Annotated in this window: 18 protein-coding genes; 9 read left to right on the forward strand and 9 right to left on the reverse strand. The window is 62.3% G+C overall.

All coding sequences use genetic code 11. The features are described from left to right. The first annotated feature begins 27 nt into the window (after nucleotides 1-27). Genes AC25Z0_RS02635 through AC25Z0_RS02645 form a run of 3 tightly spaced genes read left to right on the forward strand, consistent with a single transcriptional unit; the run spans nucleotide 28 to nucleotide 3,197 of the window. Nucleotides 28-1,335: an extracellular solute-binding protein gene (locus AC25Z0_RS02635; RefSeq protein ID WP_488118702.1), complete on the forward strand. Its 1,308-nt coding sequence runs from the start codon at nucleotides 28-30 to the stop codon at nucleotides 1,333-1,335. A 12-nt stretch (nucleotides 1,336-1,347) separates the two neighbouring features. After that, on the forward strand, nucleotides 1,348-2,322 hold the full coding sequence (locus tag AC25Z0_RS02640) for a carbohydrate ABC transporter permease (RefSeq protein ID WP_488118703.1): 975 nt from the start codon (nucleotides 1,348-1,350) through the stop codon (nucleotides 2,320-2,322). Further along, nucleotides 2,319-3,197 carry a carbohydrate ABC transporter permease gene (locus AC25Z0_RS02645; RefSeq protein WP_488132221.1) on the forward strand — a complete coding sequence of 293 codons (879 nt, stop codon included), beginning with the start codon at nucleotides 2,319-2,321 and terminating at the stop codon, nucleotides 3,195-3,197. Before AC25Z0_RS02640 ends, AC25Z0_RS02645 begins: the two co-directional genes overlap by 4 nt. A 166-nt stretch (nucleotides 3,198-3,363) precedes the next feature. Here AC25Z0_RS02645 and AC25Z0_RS02650 read toward each other — a convergent pair whose 3' ends face one another. Continuing rightward, on the reverse strand, nucleotides 3,364-4,344 hold the full coding sequence (locus tag AC25Z0_RS02650; protein ID WP_488118705.1) for a diacylglycerol/lipid kinase family protein: 981 nt from the start codon (nucleotides 4,342-4,344) through the stop codon (nucleotides 3,364-3,366). A 177-nt stretch (nucleotides 4,345-4,521) separates the two neighbouring features. Here AC25Z0_RS02650 and AC25Z0_RS02655 point away from each other — a divergent pair, with 177 nt between their 5' ends. Next, nucleotides 4,522-5,199 carry an HAD family hydrolase gene (locus AC25Z0_RS02655; protein ID WP_488132222.1) on the forward strand — a complete coding sequence of 226 codons (678 nt, stop codon included), beginning with the start codon at nucleotides 4,522-4,524 and terminating at the stop codon, nucleotides 5,197-5,199. A gap of 153 nt (nucleotides 5,200-5,352) precedes the next feature. On the opposite strand, the gene AC25Z0_RS02660 is transcribed toward AC25Z0_RS02655, so the two are convergent. The 3 genes from AC25Z0_RS02660 to AC25Z0_RS02670 form a co-directional block, all read right to left on the reverse strand. Then, nucleotides 5,353-6,438, reverse strand: coding sequence for an SDR family oxidoreductase (locus AC25Z0_RS02660; protein WP_488132223.1), 1,086 nt, complete (start codon nucleotides 6,436-6,438; stop codon nucleotides 5,353-5,355). Nucleotides 6,439-6,533: 95 nt separating this feature from the next. After that, nucleotides 6,534-6,806: a methyltransferase family protein gene (locus tag AC25Z0_RS02665; protein WP_488132224.1), complete on the reverse strand. Its 273-nt coding sequence runs from the start codon at nucleotides 6,804-6,806 to the stop codon at nucleotides 6,534-6,536. A 93-nt stretch (nucleotides 6,807-6,899) separates the two neighbouring features. Further along, complete coding sequence (locus AC25Z0_RS02670; protein WP_488132225.1) at nucleotides 6,900-7,376, reverse strand: SRPBCC family protein; 477 nt, start codon at nucleotides 7,374-7,376, stop codon at nucleotides 6,900-6,902. 195 nt (nucleotides 7,377-7,571) lie between these two features. On the opposite strand from AC25Z0_RS02670, the gene AC25Z0_RS02675 reads away from it, so the two are divergent. Next, nucleotides 7,572-7,826 (forward strand): hexameric tyrosine-coordinated heme protein, encoded by a 255-nt coding sequence (locus AC25Z0_RS02675; RefSeq protein WP_488118710.1) that lies wholly within the window; start codon nucleotides 7,572-7,574, stop codon nucleotides 7,824-7,826. A gap of 72 nt (nucleotides 7,827-7,898) precedes the next feature. On the opposite strand, the gene AC25Z0_RS02680 is transcribed toward AC25Z0_RS02675, so the two are convergent. Further along, nucleotides 7,899-8,240 (reverse strand): hypothetical protein, encoded by a 342-nt coding sequence (locus tag AC25Z0_RS02680; RefSeq protein ID WP_488132226.1) that lies wholly within the window; start codon nucleotides 8,238-8,240, stop codon nucleotides 7,899-7,901. Here AC25Z0_RS02680 and AC25Z0_RS02685 point away from each other — a divergent pair. Beyond that, entirely contained in the window at nucleotides 8,230-9,306 is a 1,077-nt protein-coding gene (locus AC25Z0_RS02685; RefSeq protein WP_488132227.1) for a DUF3500 domain-containing protein, read from the forward strand. The genes AC25Z0_RS02680 and AC25Z0_RS02685 overlap by 11 nt on opposite strands. A gap of 89 nt (nucleotides 9,307-9,395) precedes the next feature. Here AC25Z0_RS02685 and AC25Z0_RS02690 read toward each other — a convergent pair whose 3' ends face one another. Beyond that, on the reverse strand, nucleotides 9,396-9,743 hold the full coding sequence (locus tag AC25Z0_RS02690) for a UBP-type zinc finger domain-containing protein (protein ID WP_488118712.1): 348 nt from the start codon (nucleotides 9,741-9,743) through the stop codon (nucleotides 9,396-9,398). A gap of 233 nt (nucleotides 9,744-9,976) precedes the next feature. Beyond that, nucleotides 9,977-10,798 (reverse strand): alpha/beta fold hydrolase, encoded by an 822-nt coding sequence (locus AC25Z0_RS02695; RefSeq protein WP_488132228.1) that lies wholly within the window; start codon nucleotides 10,796-10,798, stop codon nucleotides 9,977-9,979. Nucleotides 10,799-10,998: 200 nt separating this feature from the next. On the opposite strand from AC25Z0_RS02695, the gene AC25Z0_RS02700 reads away from it, so the two are divergent. After that, nucleotides 10,999-11,886: a helix-turn-helix domain-containing protein gene (locus AC25Z0_RS02700; protein WP_488132229.1), complete on the forward strand. Its 888-nt coding sequence runs from the start codon at nucleotides 10,999-11,001 to the stop codon at nucleotides 11,884-11,886. A 32-nt stretch (nucleotides 11,887-11,918) separates the two neighbouring features. On the opposite strand, the gene AC25Z0_RS02705 is transcribed toward AC25Z0_RS02700, so the two are convergent. Beyond that, nucleotides 11,919-13,412: a DUF4389 domain-containing protein gene (locus AC25Z0_RS02705; RefSeq protein ID WP_488132230.1), complete on the reverse strand. Its 1,494-nt coding sequence runs from the start codon at nucleotides 13,410-13,412 to the stop codon at nucleotides 11,919-11,921. Nucleotides 13,413-13,667: 255 nt separating this feature from the next. Between AC25Z0_RS02705 and AC25Z0_RS02710 the strand changes: the two genes are divergently transcribed. Further along, nucleotides 13,668-14,705: an NAD(P)-dependent alcohol dehydrogenase gene (locus tag AC25Z0_RS02710; RefSeq protein ID WP_488132231.1), complete on the forward strand. Its 1,038-nt coding sequence runs from the start codon at nucleotides 13,668-13,670 to the stop codon at nucleotides 14,703-14,705. Between the two features lie 75 nt (nucleotides 14,706-14,780). Here AC25Z0_RS02710 and AC25Z0_RS02715 read toward each other — a convergent pair whose 3' ends face one another. Then, the gene (locus AC25Z0_RS02715; protein WP_488132232.1) at nucleotides 14,781-15,917 is read right to left on the reverse strand and encodes a LacI family DNA-binding transcriptional regulator; all 1,137 of its coding nucleotides are present in this window, start codon (nucleotides 15,915-15,917) and stop codon (nucleotides 14,781-14,783) included. Between the two features lie 190 nt (nucleotides 15,918-16,107). On the opposite strand from AC25Z0_RS02715, the gene AC25Z0_RS02720 reads away from it, so the two are divergent. Beyond that, nucleotides 16,108-17,481, forward strand: coding sequence for an ABC transporter substrate-binding protein (locus AC25Z0_RS02720; protein WP_488132233.1), 1,374 nt, complete (start codon nucleotides 16,108-16,110; stop codon nucleotides 17,479-17,481). Nucleotides 17,482-17,483: the final 2 nt, after the last annotated feature.

Here is a 17,483-nt window from a genome sequence, read left to right on the forward strand (position 1 = left end):
CCTGCAACTCACCTACGAAGGAGAATCATGAATCGCACATCACTCGGCGCCATAGCTCTTGGTCTCGGCGCTGTTCTCGCCCTGAGCGCCTGTTCAGGGGGAGCGCCTGCGAAGCCCGCGGCGGCTGCAACGGATGGCACAGGCAAGACAATCACCGTCTGGGTGATGCAGGACGACCTTACCGACGCCACCGTTAAGGCGATCAACGACGCCTTCACCAAGAAGACCGGAGCCTCGGTCAAGGTCGAGCTGCAGCAGTGGGACAGCATCAACACCAAGATGACGACCTCGCTGGCGAGCTCAAACTCTCCCGACGTCGTCGACCTCGGCAACACCGACGTGCCACTCTTCGCGGCGAGCGGCGGATTGCTCGACCTGACGGACCAGCGTAAAGACCTTGAACAGGGACAGACCTGGCTTGCCGGCCTCGTCGAGCCGGCCGAGGTCGACGGTCACCTGTACGCAGTGCCGAGCTTCGGTTCCGCTCGGGCCGTTATCTACAACAAGAAGATCTGGGCCGCGGCCGGAGTCACGACTGTGCCGACCACGTACCCGGAGCTCACGGCAGCCCTCGACAAGGTCAAGGCCGCGAACCCGTCACCTGACTTCTCTACGTTCTACCTGCCGGGCCAGAACTGGTACGCCGGCGTGCCGTTCGTATGGGATGCGAACGGACAGATCGCCACGCAGAAGGACTCGAAGTGGTCCGGCGCGTTCGGAACTGCAGACAGCGTGAAGGGTCTTGAGGAATTCAAGAAGTTCCAGAACACCTACTCAAGCGTGGCCTCGCAGACGCTGTTCACGAAGACGCCGAGCCAGAACCAGGTTTTCGCCGACGGACAGGCATCAGCCCAGCTCGGTAGCCAGTCGTTCGTGAAACAGGCGTTGACCCTGAACCCCGCGCTCACATCCGATGACATTGGGACCTTCCCGTTCCCCGGCGTCTCCGGCAAAAACCAGCCCGCTGTGATCCTCGGTAGCGACTGGGGTGTCGCCGCGCACAGCTCCAACCCAGACCTCGCGATCGAGTGGGCGAAGATCGCGGCCAGCCCCGAGATCCAGGACAAGTTCATCTTCGGCACAGACGGCTGGATCCCGAACAGCGAGGAGGGCATCAAGAAGGCGGAAGCAAGCGGACTCTCTGAGGATGCCAAGGCCTTCTTCACTGCCGCGCTACGCTCCGACTCCACTCCTGCTTCTGGCGGATGGGCGACGATCGAGGGCGACAGCTCAATGCAGCAGTTCTTCCAGTCTGTTGCGACGGGGTCGTCCAGCGTCAAAGACGCGGCGAAGGCGTTCGACGAGCACCTGACAACCGCACTGAACAAGAATTAGGTTTCGATCACCATGATTGAAATGACGATGGTTGAGCCGGCCATCGTGGGCCCGGCGCCCGAGGGAACCCCTCGGGCGCCGCGGCGCGGCTCGCGCGGCCGAGCGGCCAGAACGCCGCTCCTGCTCCTTGGGCCTGCCGCCCTCGTCCTGATCGCTCTCGTCATCGTGCCGATCGGGTTCCTCGCGTTCACCTCGTTCACGAACTTCAACCAGCGCACCCTGTTCACCGGGGAATTCAACTTCGTTGGACTCGACCAGTACAGCGCGATCATGGCCGATTCCGAGTTCTGGGCGGCGCTCGTGCGTACTGTCCTGTTCACCGCGGCGATGGTGATCGGCAGTGTCACGGTCGGCGTCTTCTCGGCGCGGCTGATGATCCAGCTGGGCAAGCGGATGCGCATGGCGCTGACAGTCGCGCTCGTGCTGGCATGGGCGATGCCGACCGTCGCGTCGAGCCAGGTGTGGCTGTGGCTGTTTCAGCCTGGGTACGGCGTCGTGAACTGGATTCTGACGAAGCTGCTGATCTTCGGTGACATGACGCACGTGAACTGGGCTCAAGACACCAACCTCGCCTTCGTCTCGATCTGGCTCCTCATCGTCTGGCAGGCCGTACCTCTTATTGCGTTGACCGTCTACGCCGCGCAATCGCAGGTGAGCGCCGAGTACCTCGAGGCGGCACGCCTCGACGGTGCGAGCGAGTGGCGCGTCTACTGGCAGATCGTGCTCCCCTTCCTCCGGCCGACGATTTTGCTCATGACAGTGCTCTCGGCAATCTGGGATTTCAACGTGTTCAACCAGATCTGGCTCATCTCACAGGGTGGACCGAACAATGCGACCACCACGCTCGGGATCTACACCTACAAGCAGGCGTTCGTGAGTTTCGACATCGCCAACGGTGCCGCGATTGCGATCATCACGACCCTGCTGCTCCTGCTGATCAGCGGCTTCTACGTCCGTAACCTCATTCGATCCGGGGAAGACCTGTGAACTCAAAGACCACACCGAGCGGCGCGCTGAAGCCGCGCACTGGCATGCGCGCCAGGGGCCGCACCCGTCGGCTCCCCAATATCATCGCCCTCGCCATGATCGTTGTGTGGGTCTTCCCCGTCTACTGGATGATCAACACAGCATTCAAGCCGCGCAGCGGAGTGATGTCGGTGACACCGCAGTTTTGGCCGTTGGAGCCGACCCTGAATAACTTCGCTATCGCGATTGGGTCAGGCTCCTTCCTCAATAACCTGCTCAACAGCCTCATCGTGGTCTTAGGCGCGGTGCTGCTCTCGCTCCTACTGGCCTTTTTCGCAGCAGCGGCGCTGACCCGTTTCCGGTTCCGCGGCCGCCGCCCGATCATGGTCACCATCCTGGTGGTGCAGATGCTGCCGGGGCCGGCACTCATCATCCCGATGTTCCTCATCTTCAACGACATCAGTCTGATCGGCACCTATATGGGGCTGATGCTCGCCTACGTGGCACTCGTGTTGCCGTTCTCGATCTGGGTGCTGCGCGGGTTTTTCATCACCGTTCCGGTCGAGATCGAGGAGGCTGCCGCAATCGATGGCGCGGGAACCTGGCGAATCCTCTGGAGCGTACTGTTCCCGCTCGTGTTACCGGGGCTGATCTCGACGAGCGTCTTCGCGTTCATCACGGCGTGGAACGACTACATCTTCGCCTTCACTTTCATGAAGGATCAGTCGATGTACACCCTGCCGGTGTGGCTGGCGTCGTTTTCGACGCCGACCGGAACTGACTTCGGGAGCCAGATGGCGGCCTCTGTACTGTTCTCGGCGCCCGTCGTCGTCTTCTTCCTCCTCGTGCAGCGCCACCTCGTTTCCGGGGTTGCCGCTGGCGCAGTGAAAGGCTGACCTCGACCTCGGCAGCGTGTCCGGCGGGGTGCAGCCGACTGCCTCTACGGCGTCAGGATGAGAACAAGTTCATCCACCCACTCTCGGTTCAGTGCACTGCGGCGTCCATTGCGGTGCCCGCGGATGAACTCGCAGGCTCAAGCGGACCGCTGTTCACCGTTCATGATCACTCAGTAGCAGCAGGAACGCGCACGAGAAGTTTGCCGGGCTCGATCCACGCTGTGAACGCGACGGCTTTACCGAATCCGTCGCCGTCGAGTTCGATTTCTTCCGGTCGGGAAAAGCGTGCCGTGAATTCTGAGCCTGTTTCGTAGCGCAGGTCGCCGTCATTTTTCTGGTCTCCGGCGAGAGCACGGCCTGCTTTTGTCCGTCGAACAACGCCGTTGGTCCAGGCCACTTTTACCCACACCCGAATCCAGCCCAATGGGCCGCCTGGCCTGGTCATCATCACATCGAATAGTCCGTCATCCAGCGCGGCTTCTGGCATGAGCAAGATGTTGGCGGGCAGCGAGCCGCAGTTGCCAAGGATCAGGGTGTGTACCGTTGCGCGCTTTTCCGTGCCACCGTCGAGCCGAAAACGCATGTGGAGTTCGTCCGGGTCCCGCAGGGACTTGACGATCGCTTTCACGTATGCGGCCCATCCCACTTTCGCTTTGAGATCTTCGTCGGTATTGGCGATCATTTTCGCGTCGAGACCCAAGCCGGCCATCACGACGAACGCGTGCTCATCGCGTCTTTTGTCTTCACGTTCAACACGAATCATTCCCACGTCAATGCGGCGGTCCTCGCCGCTGAATGCGGCGCGGACGCTTTCGGGCATGTCGTTGAGGGTCATCTTGAGATTGCGGGCGAGGAGGTTTCCCGTGCCCGATGGCAGAAGCGCGACGGGTACGTCGTGCCCGCGGACGGCTTCAACGACCGCGCGGACGGTACCGTCACCGCCGGCGACGACAACCAGATCCACGCCGAGCTCGAGCGCCTTAGCTGTCACGCCCTGGCCGACGTCGTCGATGGACGTCTCGAACCAAACGCTCTCAGCCCATCCGGCGGCGGCCGCTTCTGCATTCACGGCCTCCCGGAGCGTGTCGAGATCGACCTTGACGGGGTTGTAAATGACAGCGGCTGTGCGAGAGATTGCAGCATCCATTGCGCAAGTGTAGATCACGCCAGAGGACAGGCCAGTCTTCGTCACTGCTTCGGATTGGCCATGGCCGCCCTCGTGACCGTTCGCCTTCGATCGACGAAGGTGAGGGCAAAAGAATGTCAACAGGCCGATTCATCGCTGCCCCTGTCGCTTCCAGCGAGAACGCGGTTGGATGGCCCCATGGAGCCTTCGGAAACACCTCTCACTGCAGTCCTTCTCGACATCGACGGCACCCTCGTCGAATCGAACTACCTCCATATCGACGCCTGGGATCGGGCGTTCGTTTCTGTCGGGCACCCCGTCGAGCTCTGGCGGATCCACCGAAGCATCGGCATGGATTCCGGAAAGCTCCTCGAGAGTCTTCTGGGTGAGGATGCCGACACAATCGGCGATCAAGCGAAAGAGCGACACTCAGAGTTCTACCTCGCATCGGCGGGGCGGCTCCGACCGATTCCCCGCGCGCGGGAACTCTTGGCCGCGTTGGCTGATCGTGGCCATGCAGTCGTGCTGGCTACCTCAGCGCCAGAAGATGAGTTGAAAGTCCTCTTATCCGTACTTGATGCCGACCAGCACCTTTCCGCGGTGACATCGTCCAGTGACGTGACCACCGCCAAACCCGACCCGGACGTGATCAAATCCGCCTTGGAAAAGGCAGAGGTCAGCTCTGGCCAAGCGGTAATGGTCGGCGACTCAACCTGGGACGTGAAAGCAGCACTGCGGGCGGGCGTTTCTTGCATCGGTCTTCTCAGCGGCGGATTCGGTGCAGAAGAACTTCTCGCGGCGGGCGCGAGCGAGGTCTACGACGACGCTGCAGACCTCCTGGATCACCTCGGCGAAAGCCTCGTTGCACAACTCTGAGTCCCGCCGCCAACGGCGTCCCGACGAGTGAGGTCTGTCAGGAAGCGAATGAATGACTCCCCGCCGTAAGATCGCGCTAATAGTTGCTCTGAACACGTTGTAGAAATGTCCTGCCAGGGAGCCAGCCCTGCTGGAATTTCGCTGTGTCCCGATTTAGGGGATGACGTTGGCTGCGCGGTAACGCTCGACCTTGTCGATAAAACTCTCTGGCGTCGCCCGAAAGCCCAGAAAGCCGGCTTCGCGGCTCTTGTTCATGTCGGTAAAGCACTCGATGTTGCGACCAAGGTCACTGTCGGTGTGCCACCAGGAAGCCAGGAGATCAACGTCAGCCTCAACAAGTCCCTCTCGCTCGGCAATCGTGCGCCAGGTTTCTTCCATGCCGGCCATCTGAACGGCCAACGGGCGAGGCTCTCCCTCAAATCCAGCCCACGGCACATCGAAGATTTCGGCGATCTGTGGCCAGAGCCACCGCCACCGGAAGACGTCGCCGTTTGCGATATTGAACGCCTCGTTCCGACCTTCGGGATGGGTGCCGGCCCACACAATTTGCTCACCGAGCAGTTCGGCATCGGTCACATCCGTGATGCCGTTCCACTGAGTGGACGAGCCTGGGAAGGTGAAGGTCAGGCCAAGCTCCTTACAGATGGTGGCGTAGACCGAGAGGGTGAGCACCATGTTCATCGCGTTCCCTGTTGCGAAGCCGAACACGGTGTGAGCACGGTGAACGCTCCAGGTGAATCCGTTTCGAGCGGCAGATTCGAAGAGCTCGTCCTCCTGCGCGTAGTAAAAGTTTGGTGCGCTCAGGCGCGGCTCGTTCTCGTGGAACGGGGTATCGGCCATGACGCCCGTCGCGTAGTTGTCGAACGGCCCCAGATAATGCTTCAGACCGGTGAGAAGTGCGACGTGGCGCACCGACTTCTCCGGCTCCAGCGCAGCGAGCACATTGCGGACAGTCGCACTGTTGACCCGGATGTTCTCGGCCTCGCTGTCGCGCTTCATCCACGCCGTGATCACGACGAGGTCTGGGCGGGTGCCCGTGAGCGCCTCAGAGAGCGATGCCGGGTCGAGAAGATCTGCGGTGACCGAGATGATGTCGGCTTGCTCGACGCGGCCTCTTCTAGAGAGGCCAAACACCGTCCAGCCTTGTTCCGTCAGCTGCCTCGCCACGGTCTGGCCTGCGATCCCCGTCGCGCCCACTACGAGGGCTCTTCCCGGAGGAACCTGTTTGGTGGAAGTCATCCGATACTCCTTGATATATCTACTACTGTCGCTGAATTTTTTGCCGGATTCCTCCACCGACAGAATACGTGGCTCGATATATTGCTCGCTGGGAGTCAAGACGTCGACATGTGGCTGCGGTCACGCACGCCACGGCGTGAGCCGTGGCCACCCCCGGGGACGTTGCGCCGGTAGTCGAGATACTGCTCTCCGTAAGCCAAGGTGAGTGTCGGCTCCTCGTAGCCCTTCACGAACGCGACGACAGCGACGAGGGCGATAGCGGCGTACAGCACGAGCCACCAGTTGCCGAACAGCACCGCCTGGCCGAGGATGATCGCGAGCACCGCGAGGTACATGGGATTGCGCACGAAACGGTACGCCCCCGTCACGACGAGCACCTCAGTCGGAGCGACTGGAGCGGGTGTTCCGCGGTTCAGCGCAAACAGTGCGAAGGCGTGGCTGCCTGGGCCATGTGCGTGCGGTTAGTCCGATTCCTCCGACCGCTGACTGGCGGCGGGGAATCCCGTCTTTCGTTCAACATGGTGCTTCAGTGACTTCATTGTCCGCTCGCTCTCTGCGGAAGCCATCCGCAGAAGGATCGGCTGAACGATCCGGAGCATCCCATGGGTCGTCATCTCACCGACCCTGGTAACGTGCGTGCCTGTTCCGTCGGCATCCAGTTCGTATCGGATGAGCGCATCCAGGCCGCCGGACGGTTTCCCCTGGTGGAACTGCAGCGCGTGATCTGGCACATCTTCGACGAGTTCGCCGGGCATTCGGCCGACCATGGTGGCATCTTCGTAGGTGGGCCGCGCTCCAGCCTGCGGTGTGCGGATTCTCGTGCCGCGGTACACCGTTGAATGCCCGAGCCAGGTCGGGTAGGCGTCGAGCGCGCGAAGGGCCGAATAGACCTGCTGGGTCGACGCGTCTATGTCGATTGTGTTCGTGATCCGGACCATGTCACCCGTTGTACACCCCGCCGCGCAGCCGCACAAAGGACCGTGCCCTCGCGAAAGCTCCGTGGTGGGTGCACAGTGGCTGATTGACGGAAGCTCACTGCGCGCGGAGACGGGCGCTGATTTGTCGATCCGCTACCAGTCACTCGGGTAACCCCGAGATGCATTCGGCTCATCCCGACATAAAAGGAGCAAGCGATGAACAGAGTCCCAGATTCCGAACTCGTACTCGTGCCAGGTGGCACCCTAATTACCTCGACGGCTGAGGAAGGCCGCGCGCTAGCCATCACAATGGCCAGACACAGCATCCACAACATCCAACCTGATCTCGACGTGCTCACAGGCGGCCGCCCGAACTACTCCACAGACCCAGACAGCCTCATCGCTGTCAGCCAAGTCATCGCGATAGAGTTCCAGACCATTGCGGCCGCGAACAACTACTGGCGGGCTTGACTGCCACAGCCCCACGCCACGCATGCCAGGGCCGTCATGGTCGACGACGGCACCGGACTCAGGGAGCCGTTGTCAGAACACCTTGACTTCACCGGTTCTCTCGCTGGCCACATCCCCGACGCGACAGACGGGTTCCTGCGGGTGAGAGCAGGCTCGTTGCCTTCGGTTCTCATAGGAACGGCATAGGGAACGCATAGCGAGGCTGCTTATCGTGGTCGTCATGATGAAGATCGACGCGACCAAATCCACTACTGCGAAGCGGCCATTGCGGGAAAGAACGACCTGGATGACCGCCATGCTGTTGGCGGGCGGCATCGCCCTGGCAGGTTGCGCCACCACCATGACCGATTCCACAACCAGCTCCTCGAACAGCGCCAGCTCCAGCACGCATACCGATTCCACCGTGTCGACCACGGACGCGACCACGACAGCCGAAACGATTTCCGCCACGGCTGAGGCGGCTGACGCATTCCTATCCACCCTCACGAGCGAGCAGCGCGAGGCCGTGCTGTACGACTACGACGATGAGACCAAGACCACATCCTGGTCGAACTTCCCGGTTACCTTCGTCGAGCGCGCGGGACTAAACCTCACCGACCTCACCGCCGAGCAGCAGGCCGGGGCACTCGCGGTGCTCGAGTCGCTGCTCAGCGACGAGGCGTATGCCACGGTCACCGGCATCATGGGCGGAGACGAGTATCTGGCCGAGAACAGCTCGAGTACCGAGAGCTCGCTCGGCCAGTACTACATCGCGTTCTTCGGCGACCCGTCCGACACGAGCGCGTTCGAGGTGCAGTTCGGCGGCCACCACCTCGGCATCAATGCCACGCTCGACGGCTCTGCCGACGCCATCACCTTTGCGCCGACACATCTGGGCGTACAACCTGCCGTCTACACGGATGGCGATGGCACCGAGGTCCAGCCGTTCGACGGGATCTACACCGACGCGTTCGCGTTCTTCGACAGCCTCACGGCTGAGCAGCAGGCGACCCTGACCTCGGGCGACGTGAGCATGTGCGCACCGGGCGACACCTGCGACTTCTCCACCGGCGCCGGGCTCACCGGTGCCGACCTCACGAACGAGCAGAAGCAGTTCCTCCTGGAAGTGATCGCCAACTGGGTCGGAATGGCCGATGAGGAGACCACCGCCGCGGCTCTCGCCAAGATCGAGGCGACCCTCGATGACACCGTCATCGCCTGGTCCGGCGAGACGACGTACGACATGAGCACCGGTGACGGCATCTCGTTCTCGATCTCCGGCCCGAACGTGTACATCGCCTTCCAGGCTCAGCAGGGGTCGGCCGGCGCGGACATCAGCGGGGTTACCACGTCCGGTTGGGGTCATGTGCACACCATCTACCGCGACCCGACCAATGACTACGCCAACAGCGTCACTCAGCAGGGGGCCTCCGGGATGGGCGGCGGGACCCCTCCGGGGGGAGGCGGCGCGCCTTCAAACCTGCCGAGCGAGAGTCGGTAGGTGGTTCTGACCTCGCTGTTCACGCGCGCAGAGAAGGCATCAATCGATGCGGAGGGGGATACGAGATCATCCGTACTCAATGCATCCGCTCAGCGGTGGAGTAGCGTCTTCCAATCGGCCGGAACCGCGCCGAGGGGGCCGGGCGTTGGTTGCTCGATCGGCCGATGTGCTGGCGCGGCGAGCTCCGGGCCGTCGATGTATGCCTCGATTGAGTAGTCCCAGAACCAGCTCTCGCCAGGCTCAAACGTGCGGACAACCTGGTGGCCTGTGCCGGTCGCGTGGTCGCGCGCATGCTGCTCGGGGGAGCTGTCACAGCAGCCAATATGGCCGCATGCCGCGCAGCGCCGCAGATGGAACCACCAGCCGCCGGAGTCCAGGCATTCCAGGCAGCCGTCACCGCTCGGCGGGATCATCGGGTTCACATCCGCCATCGTCATCTTCGCCCTCCGCTACGTGTATCTCGTGCTCGGTTCGTGCGCCGTGTGGCCGAGCGTGTCGCACCGGCGCCCTATGTTCGGTCGCGCTCATGACTGGATCGCTGCCGGGCTCACTGCCGGGCATCCGCTCGCCCTCACATGGAGGATAGCAAATGCGCCCGGACCGTCATGGTCGAACGACGGCCCGGGCGGGGAGCCTGGAATACCTGTTGGTCTCAGGTATTCGAAGCGTGCTACTTCGCGATGAAGTCGAGGATGTCCTGGTCGAGCTCAGCCTGGTAGGAACCGTAGATACCGTGCGGGGCGCCGGGGTATACCTTCAGGGTGCCGTCCTTGACGAGCTCGATTGACTTGATCGCCGCGTCAGAAATGGGAACGATCTGGTCGTCATCTCCGTGGGCAAGGAAGATCGGCACGTCGAGGGCTTTGAGGTCCTCGGTGAAGTCGGTCTCAGAGAAGGCCTTGATGCAGTCGTAGGCCGCGGCGAGGTTGACGAGCATGCCCTGGCGCCAGAACTCGCGCTTCGCGCCCTCTGAGACCGTGCTGCCTTCGCGGTTTGCTCCGAAGAACGCCTCTGTGAGGTCGATGTAGAACTGCGAGGAGTCCGCCAGAACGCCAGCACGGATGCCGTCAAACACCTCAATGGGCAGCCCGTCGGGGTTGCTGTCGGTCTTCACCATCTGGGGCGGAACAGCGCCGGCAGTGATCACCTTTGCGACGCGTCCGACACCGTGCTGAGCTGCGTAGCGCACGACTTCACCGCCGCCGGTGGAGTGGCCGATGACGACGAGGTTCGTGAGGTCGAGGTGCTCGACCAGCTCGGCGAGGTCACGGGCGTATGTGTCCATGTCGTTGCCGTTATAGGTCTTTGCCGAGCGGCCGTGCCCGCGGCGGTCGTGGGCGATGGCACGGTAGCCGTTGTCGGCGAGGAGCTTTACCTCAACCTGCCAGGCATCCGACGACAGCGGCCATCCGTGGCTGAGTACGACGGGCTGCCCTTCGCCCTGATCGGTGTAGTAGAGCTCGGTTCCGTCCGAAGTGGTGAAGTACGGCATGGTTTCTCCTTGATGTTGGTGGAGTGACTGGTTCAGCGCCCACTGGCTCGACGCTCGTCTGCAGTCGCTGATTACATGGTGTCGCCACTCGTCGCGTGCTGCAGAGGGGATTCGCAAATTGTGAAGAACTAATTCGGCTGTGGTCAAGTACGGGCGTTCTCGGTGGACACACGTCGACGCCTATGTAAAAGTTGGTCCCGATGTATCTCCCTCAAGCAACACGCGAACAGACCGGCTTCTCGTCTGCTGTCGCAACGGTGGTGAAAAGCAAGGCACTCGGCCCAGTGCACCTGATTCACACCAAGGCTCCCACCGCAGGCAATGATCCTTTTGCCGGCTACACCGACCCGGGCGATGCGCTCGTGTGGGCATTCATCACCGATGGCGCGATCGTATGCAAACGTGCATACAACGACATCGAAAACCACGCCGGCAACATGAATATGAACCATATGCCGCGGCTGAGCGGCTTCCAGATGACGCCGGACTTCCGTGCACTGTCGATACGGATGGATCGCCAGGCGATCGGTCTCAGCTCGTCAGACATTGACTCCATTGCCCGCACAGTTTTCCCTCTCACCGAGGGCCTGCCTCTCATGATCGGTTCGCTTGCGTCGCAGGCCATGAGAATGGACACCGACCTCGGCCCAGCTTCTGGAGCAGCGCTCGCCCATTCGATTCTCGAACTCACGACGGCGTTCGTCGACGATTTCCTCGGGCGTCACTCTGCCCCAGACACCATCCGCAGCAACCTGGTGACCGAAGCGCGGCAACACGTCGAGCTGTATTCAAGAAGCCCAGCCCTCACCGCGGCATCCGTCGCAGCCGCGTTGCAGGTATCGGGCAGAACGCTTCAGAAGGCATTCGAGCTCGAAGAGACCACGCTCACTCGTGCCATCCTCGAGAGCAGACTGACGAGAGCCAGGTCTCTGATGGAGCGCGACCGCACGAGCGAGCTAGCCCTCGGCACCATCGCGACCAGATCTGGATTCTCATCCGCTTCGACGTTCAGCCGAGCCTTTCACTCCCGCTATGGACTCGCCCCTCGCGACTGGCGGGACCGATATCGTCAATCCATCGCAGGCTGACGGACGAGCCGGGACCGGCGTCACCGCAGCCGTTACTCGCCTTGATGGCGTTCGGTTGGGTTTGGTTCAACGGGTGTAGCCGATGGAACCGGCGCAGCAGACGGAACTGGCGCAACCGGGTCAACCGGCCCCTGGTCGAGGCGGAACGGCGGGTACTCGTCGCGCATCAGCGCGGTATAGCTGATTACCCGGTATACCCAGCGGTTGATGCCCATGATGAAGTCGAATAGCGGGAGCTGATAGCGGCCGCTGAATAGCAGGATGACGGCGGCGATGATCACCAGGAGGACGAGCAACGAGATGCCTGATCCCCATCCGTAGCTGAAGCCCCACCACCATCCGATGCCGCCGCCGAGGATACTGATGACCAGCAGGTGCGGAATGGCCAATAGCCACCACTTCACCAGCACGAGGCCGTGGGAGAGCCGCTCGGGGTAGTCGACGTCGAAGTCGGCAGGATAATCCGTTCTGGCGAGCGTGAACGGCGGGTACCTGTCAGTGCCGAGCGCGGAGTAGGCGTAGAAACCGACACGCCAGTTCCAGCGCAGAACGCCGACATTGAACCAGAACAACGACCGCGGATACCGGCCGGTGAACAGGATGGCGAAGCCGGCGATGATCGTGACGACGACGAAGGCAAACCAGAGGAATGCCAGCAGGATGAAGTGCGGGATACCCAGGAGCCACTTCACGATCCACAGCCCACGCGAAAGCGGGGAGTCGAGGTGGCCGGTGAGGTGCGCTGGGTATGCCTGCAGCCCGGGACGAAGGCCCGCGGGAGGCGACACTGGTTCCAGCTGGCGGCCCAGCATTGCAGCGCCGATGACGGTGAGGGCCACACCAATGAGGAAGAGCACGGCGCCACCGATCAGCAGCCCGATGGCGAAGGGCAGGATGACGCCGCTGTGCACGCCGGCAGTGAGGTCGACGTTCACTTCAGGCCTCGCATCGGCGTTCATCACCACGACAGACCAGCTGCCAGAGCGCAGGGTCCAGTCCACATGTTGAGTTCCAGCGCCGGAGGCCGACTCGGTCCAAAACGTTTCGGAGGCAGGTTCTCCCGGTGTTTGGGAGCCGGGCACCTCACGGAATTGCACGACGAATGGCGAGACACGCACGCCGCTGATTTCGCTGTGCTGCACTCCAGAGAGATAGGCATCAACATCCGACTTTGGTGCGATACCGATGAAGATCTCCTGGTTCGGCTCGTTTGATGTTGCCTCCAAGCGCAGCGTGGCAAGGTCGAACGGCGCTCCGGAGCCAGACTTCAGGTTTCCGGCAACATCGAGATTCGGCGACGTGAGCGCATACGATCCCACGGAGAAGTTCACCGATGGTGACCTGAAGAAGCCGTCGTCCCGCTGCAGGGCGCTGGCTGCCGTGAACACGACGCCCGCCGCGAAGAGTCCTGTTCCGATCAGCCCGAGCAACGTGCCGATAATCAGCAGGACGATGCCTCCCGGCTTCAGCCGCACTGGCTGGCTGACGGGCGGCGGAGGGCTTCCGTCATATCCGGTTGTGGTCACAGTCGCACCATCCTCCGTTGCGTGTCCGGTCCCTTGTCGGCTGGGTGGCTTGCCTCACGCCACCCTCCTCGTGGTGGCGCCCGTGCGCAAGGGGGTGGGCGAAGTCGCCATATGAGGTCCGAGGCCGCGAAACGGCGGCACGGGGGCACACTGAGCTTTGACGGGCCGGCAGGTGTGGACCACGTCCGGCCAGACAACGAGAAGGAGGGCCATCATTGTGATCACTATCCGAAGCGCGATCGATGCGATCCGACCATGACAGCACACCGCACCGCTATCCGTCCCACCATGAAGGCGGCCGTCTACCGCAGATTCGGCTCCCCAGACGTCGTCCACGTCGAACAGATGACCAGACCCATTCCGAAAGCCGACGAAGTGCTCATCAAGGTTTACGCCAGCACGGTGAGCGTCGCAGACCATCGGGCTCGCAGCCGCATTGTCCCCCGTGGGTTGGGGATGCTCGCCGCACTCGGGCTCGGCTTCTTTCGACCCCGGCACCATATTCTCGGCATGGATGCCGCTGGCGTCGTTGACGCGGTAGGTGCAAACGTGACCGCATTCGCCCCCGGCGACGAGGTAATCGCACTCCGCGGTGGCGACTTCGGCGGCCACGCGGAGTATGTCTGCGCCCAGCAGGATGGCGCCATCACTGCTGCGCCCCGCACGATGACTATGGAAGAGGCGGTGACTCTCGTATTCGGTGGCAGCACGGCGCGAGGTTTCCTGAATCAGGTCGCGATCAAGCCGGGGGACAGCATGCTCGTCAACGGTGCATCCGGTGCCGTGGGATGCGCGATGGTGCAGCTCGCAAAGCACCTGGGCGCCGACGTCACCGCAGTGACCAGCTCACCCAACCGGGAGTTGGTCGCCGCCCTCGGCGCCGACCGGATGATCGACTACACCGCGGAGGACTTCGCTGCTGAGGGGAGCACCTACGACGTCATCGTCGACTGTGTCGGCAACGCTCCATTCGAGCGGGTCGAGGCAATCATCAAGCCCGGCGGGGCACTCCTGCTGGTTATCAGTGATCTCAAGGGGATGATGCGGGCCTCGAGGCAGAGCAGGAAGAGCAAGAAGCTGGTCACGGCCAACGTCGGCAAGCATCGAGCCGAGGACTTGGCTTTCCTCGTCAGCCTTGCAGATTCCAGCAGGTATCAGGCAGTCATCGACCGCACCTACGACCTCGCGGAGATCGTCGAAGCGCACCGCTACGTCGACACCGGACGCAAGAAGGGCAACGTCGTGCTGCGCGTCAGGGCGCCGACGGACTCGTTGCCGCACGTCGAGCCCTAACAGCTGAAGGACCGGCGAAACGCTCAATGAAGGCGAAACGCTCAATGAAGGAGAACGCCATCGGGCAGATCGGGGTCATTGGACCGCGGGCTGTTTCAGTGCAGGCCCACCCTGCCGCCGCACCGAGCTGCTTCCGGCTGTCGACTCGCGCACGACGAGACGATGGCCGGCGACGTAACCTGCCGCTGGCGCGTCTGGGTTGTCGATACGCCGCTGGATAGCCTCGACGGAGTGCCGGGCAATCGCCTGCATGTCGGGTGCGACTGTCGTGAGTGTGGGGGAGGAGAAGCCGCCTTCTGGCGTGTTGTCCCAGCCCACCACGGCCACATCCTCGGGAACACGGATGCCGCTGAGATGGAATCGCCGGAGCACGCCGACGGCGAGCAGGTCGTTTGCGCAGACGATGGCGTCGATATCGTCGATGGTCGACAGCATCTGCTCGGCGCGGGCGAATCCCTCTTCGCGCGAGTAGTCGCTTTCAGCACCAACCGCGAATTCGAGGGGCGCGTTGTCGTCTGGGGAGCCCATGATCAGCCGTGACTCTTCTCGTAGGCCCGCGGCTTGAAGCGCTTGCCGGTATCCCTCGAGCCTCAGATCTGCTGTTCCGAGAGACCCCTGCGACAGGTAGCCGAGGAAGGCGATCTTCTTATGGCCGAGATCAATCAAGTGCTGCGTCGCTTCACGCGTCGAACCCACGTTGTCGACGGAGACGTGGTCGATCTTCGAGTTGAGGGTGTGCTCGCCCAGGAGCACGAGAGGCGTCGTGTCACGCATTGCGACTATCGCATCCACCTCGAGCGAGAGCGGGCTGAAGATGATCCCATCTGAGAGCACGTTGCGATACCCGCGCGCCACCTTCTCTTCCAGCTCGGGGAGACCTCGAGTTTCGTTCACTAAGACGGTGAACCCGCGCTCCTCTGCGGCCTCGACGACGGCATGGGCGAGGCTGGCGAAGTACGGGTGCGCGAGATAGGGCACGGCAAGCGTCACCAGATTGCTGCGACCGCTCCGAAGCTGCCGCGCGGCAAGCTGCGGGCGGTAGCCCAGTTCGGCGATCGCCGCTTCCACCTTCGCTTTTGTTTCAGCCTTGAGGTAGTGATGCCCGTGGATGACGTTGGACACCGTTCGCCATGACACGCCAGCGAGAGCGGCCACATCCTTGATGCTGGGCCGCTTGGACTTGCCTGCCGCCTCGCCGTCGCCCTCGCTCATGGCCCCAGTCTATAGACGAGATGACCCAAATGTTCCCACGTTGCAATTTTTCTGGGCGTCTGGTTTAGTACCTAACTAGCAGTTTGTTTCCACGTTGCAACATTGGGGCTGCCCTGTTGCGGACACGCAGCGCTTACACGTGTCATGTGGCGACTTCGCACACGATGAACGTCTCAGAGAAGAGGATGCAATGACGCACACGTCCATGAGGGCACCCCGGCGGTATCGCCGGTCGATCGGCGCACTCGCCATGTCGACCGCGGCCGCGCTGGTGCTCGTAGGCTGCAGCGGCGGCGGAACCACGACCAGCACCGACGGCGGCGGAATCGGCACGGCCGAGAACCCCGTCGAGATTCGAGTTCTCGCAAACGAAGCGTTTGCGAAAGCGTGGCAAGACCAGCTCGTCCCAGAGTTCAACAAGGATTTTCCCTACATCAAGGTTGATGTCGACGGGGTTCCGTACTCAAATCTCCTGGCCAAAGGCGTACTCGACTTGACCGGTGCATCGCCGGAGCACGACATCCTGATCACCGACGACCCCTGGACTCCGCAACTTGCTGCGACGGGTGGCCTGCTCGACCTCGAGGCCGAAGCCGCAGACTGGACTGACGCGGACTACGACTGGGACGACTTCTACGACGCGGCGCTGGCTGCGAGCCAGTGGGATGACAAGCAGTACGGCGTTCCGCTGCGATCGAATCTTCTCCTGATGTTCTACAACAAGACCCTCTACCAGGATGCCGGCGTGGCCGAACCCACCCCAGAACTGTCGTGGGACACCTTCATCGAGCAGGCACCCCAGTTGGTGCAGGACACCGATGGGGACGGCGCGACCGACTCGTGGGCCAACGCAATGACGTGGGCGCGCGATCCGCTCTCGCCCACGATCTGGCAGACGATTCTCGACTCAAACGGTGGAGAACTCTTCGATGACGAAATGAACCCCACGTTCGACAACAAAGCCGGCATCGAGGCGCTGCAGACGCAGGTTGACCTGCTCGAATACGCCCCTGCCGGCGCGACGAACTATAACTACAACGAGCCGCTTGACGCCTTCCGCCAAGGGAAGGTCGCGAGTGTCTTCACATGGGGGAGTGCGTTCAAGAGCGCAGCGGTAGACCCCGATGTGACGACTCTCACTCCAGATCAGGTCGGCATCCAGACCATGCCAGCCGGCAGCGAGTCCGCCGGCACGCACCGCGGCATCTGGAGCGGATCCGTCGTGAAGAAGAGCGAAAACCCGGAAGCGGCATGGGCATTGCTGCAGTGGATGAGCTCGAAGAAGGGTGAATCCTGGGCCGTCAACAACCTCGGCTCGTTCCCTGCTCGTGAATCAACCCTGTCCACCGCGCCAGAGCAGGAGTGGATGGTTCCCGTGTTCGCCGCTATTCAAGAGGGGTTTGTGGCGGCAGAAGCTGGCGACATGTGGCGTCCGAGGTCACCACAGTCCAACGCGATCCAGGAGATTCTCGCCGACCAGACCAGCGCCGCTGTGAACGGCCAGGTCAGCGCGGAAGACGCGCTGAAGAAGGCAAGTGACCAAATCAAGAAGCTGCTGAAGTAGCG

The sequence above is a fragment of the Leifsonia sp. Y862 genome, assembly GCF_057669585.1.

Coding starts and splice junctions, on each gene's coding strand:
- AC25Z0_RS02635 (WP_488118702.1), top strand. CDS start 28: ATGAATCGCACATCACTCGGCGCCATAGCTCTTGGTCTCGGCGCTGTT.
- AC25Z0_RS02640 (WP_488118703.1), top strand. CDS start 1,348: ATGATTGAAATGACGATGGTTGAGCCGGCCATCGTGGGCCCGGCGCCC.
- AC25Z0_RS02650 (WP_488118705.1), bottom strand. CDS start 4,344: ATGGATGCTGCAATCTCTCGCACAGCCGCTGTCATTTACAACCCCGTC.
- AC25Z0_RS02655 (WP_488132222.1), top strand. CDS start 4,522: ATGGAGCCTTCGGAAACACCTCTCACTGCAGTCCTTCTCGACATCGAC.
- AC25Z0_RS02660 (WP_488132223.1), bottom strand. CDS start 6,438: ATGACTTCCACCAAACAGGTTCCTCCGGGAAGAGCCCTCGTAGTGGGC.
- AC25Z0_RS02670 (WP_488132225.1), bottom strand. CDS start 7,376: ATGGTCCGGATCACGAACACAATCGACATAGACGCGTCGACCCAGCAG.
- AC25Z0_RS02675 (WP_488118710.1), top strand. CDS start 7,572: ATGAACAGAGTCCCAGATTCCGAACTCGTACTCGTGCCAGGTGGCACC.
- AC25Z0_RS02690 (WP_488118712.1), bottom strand. CDS start 9,743: ATGACGATGGCGGATGTGAACCCGATGATCCCGCCGAGCGGTGACGGC.
- AC25Z0_RS02695 (WP_488132228.1), bottom strand. CDS start 10,798: ATGCCGTACTTCACCACTTCGGACGGAACCGAGCTCTACTACACCGAT.
- AC25Z0_RS02700 (WP_488132229.1), top strand. CDS start 10,999: ATGTATCTCCCTCAAGCAACACGCGAACAGACCGGCTTCTCGTCTGCT.
- AC25Z0_RS02710 (WP_488132231.1), top strand. CDS start 13,668: ATGACAGCACACCGCACCGCTATCCGTCCCACCATGAAGGCGGCCGTC.
- AC25Z0_RS02715 (WP_488132232.1), bottom strand. CDS start 15,917: ATGAGCGAGGGCGACGGCGAGGCGGCAGGCAAGTCCAAGCGGCCCAGC.
- AC25Z0_RS02720 (WP_488132233.1), top strand. CDS start 16,108: ATGACGCACACGTCCATGAGGGCACCCCGGCGGTATCGCCGGTCGATC.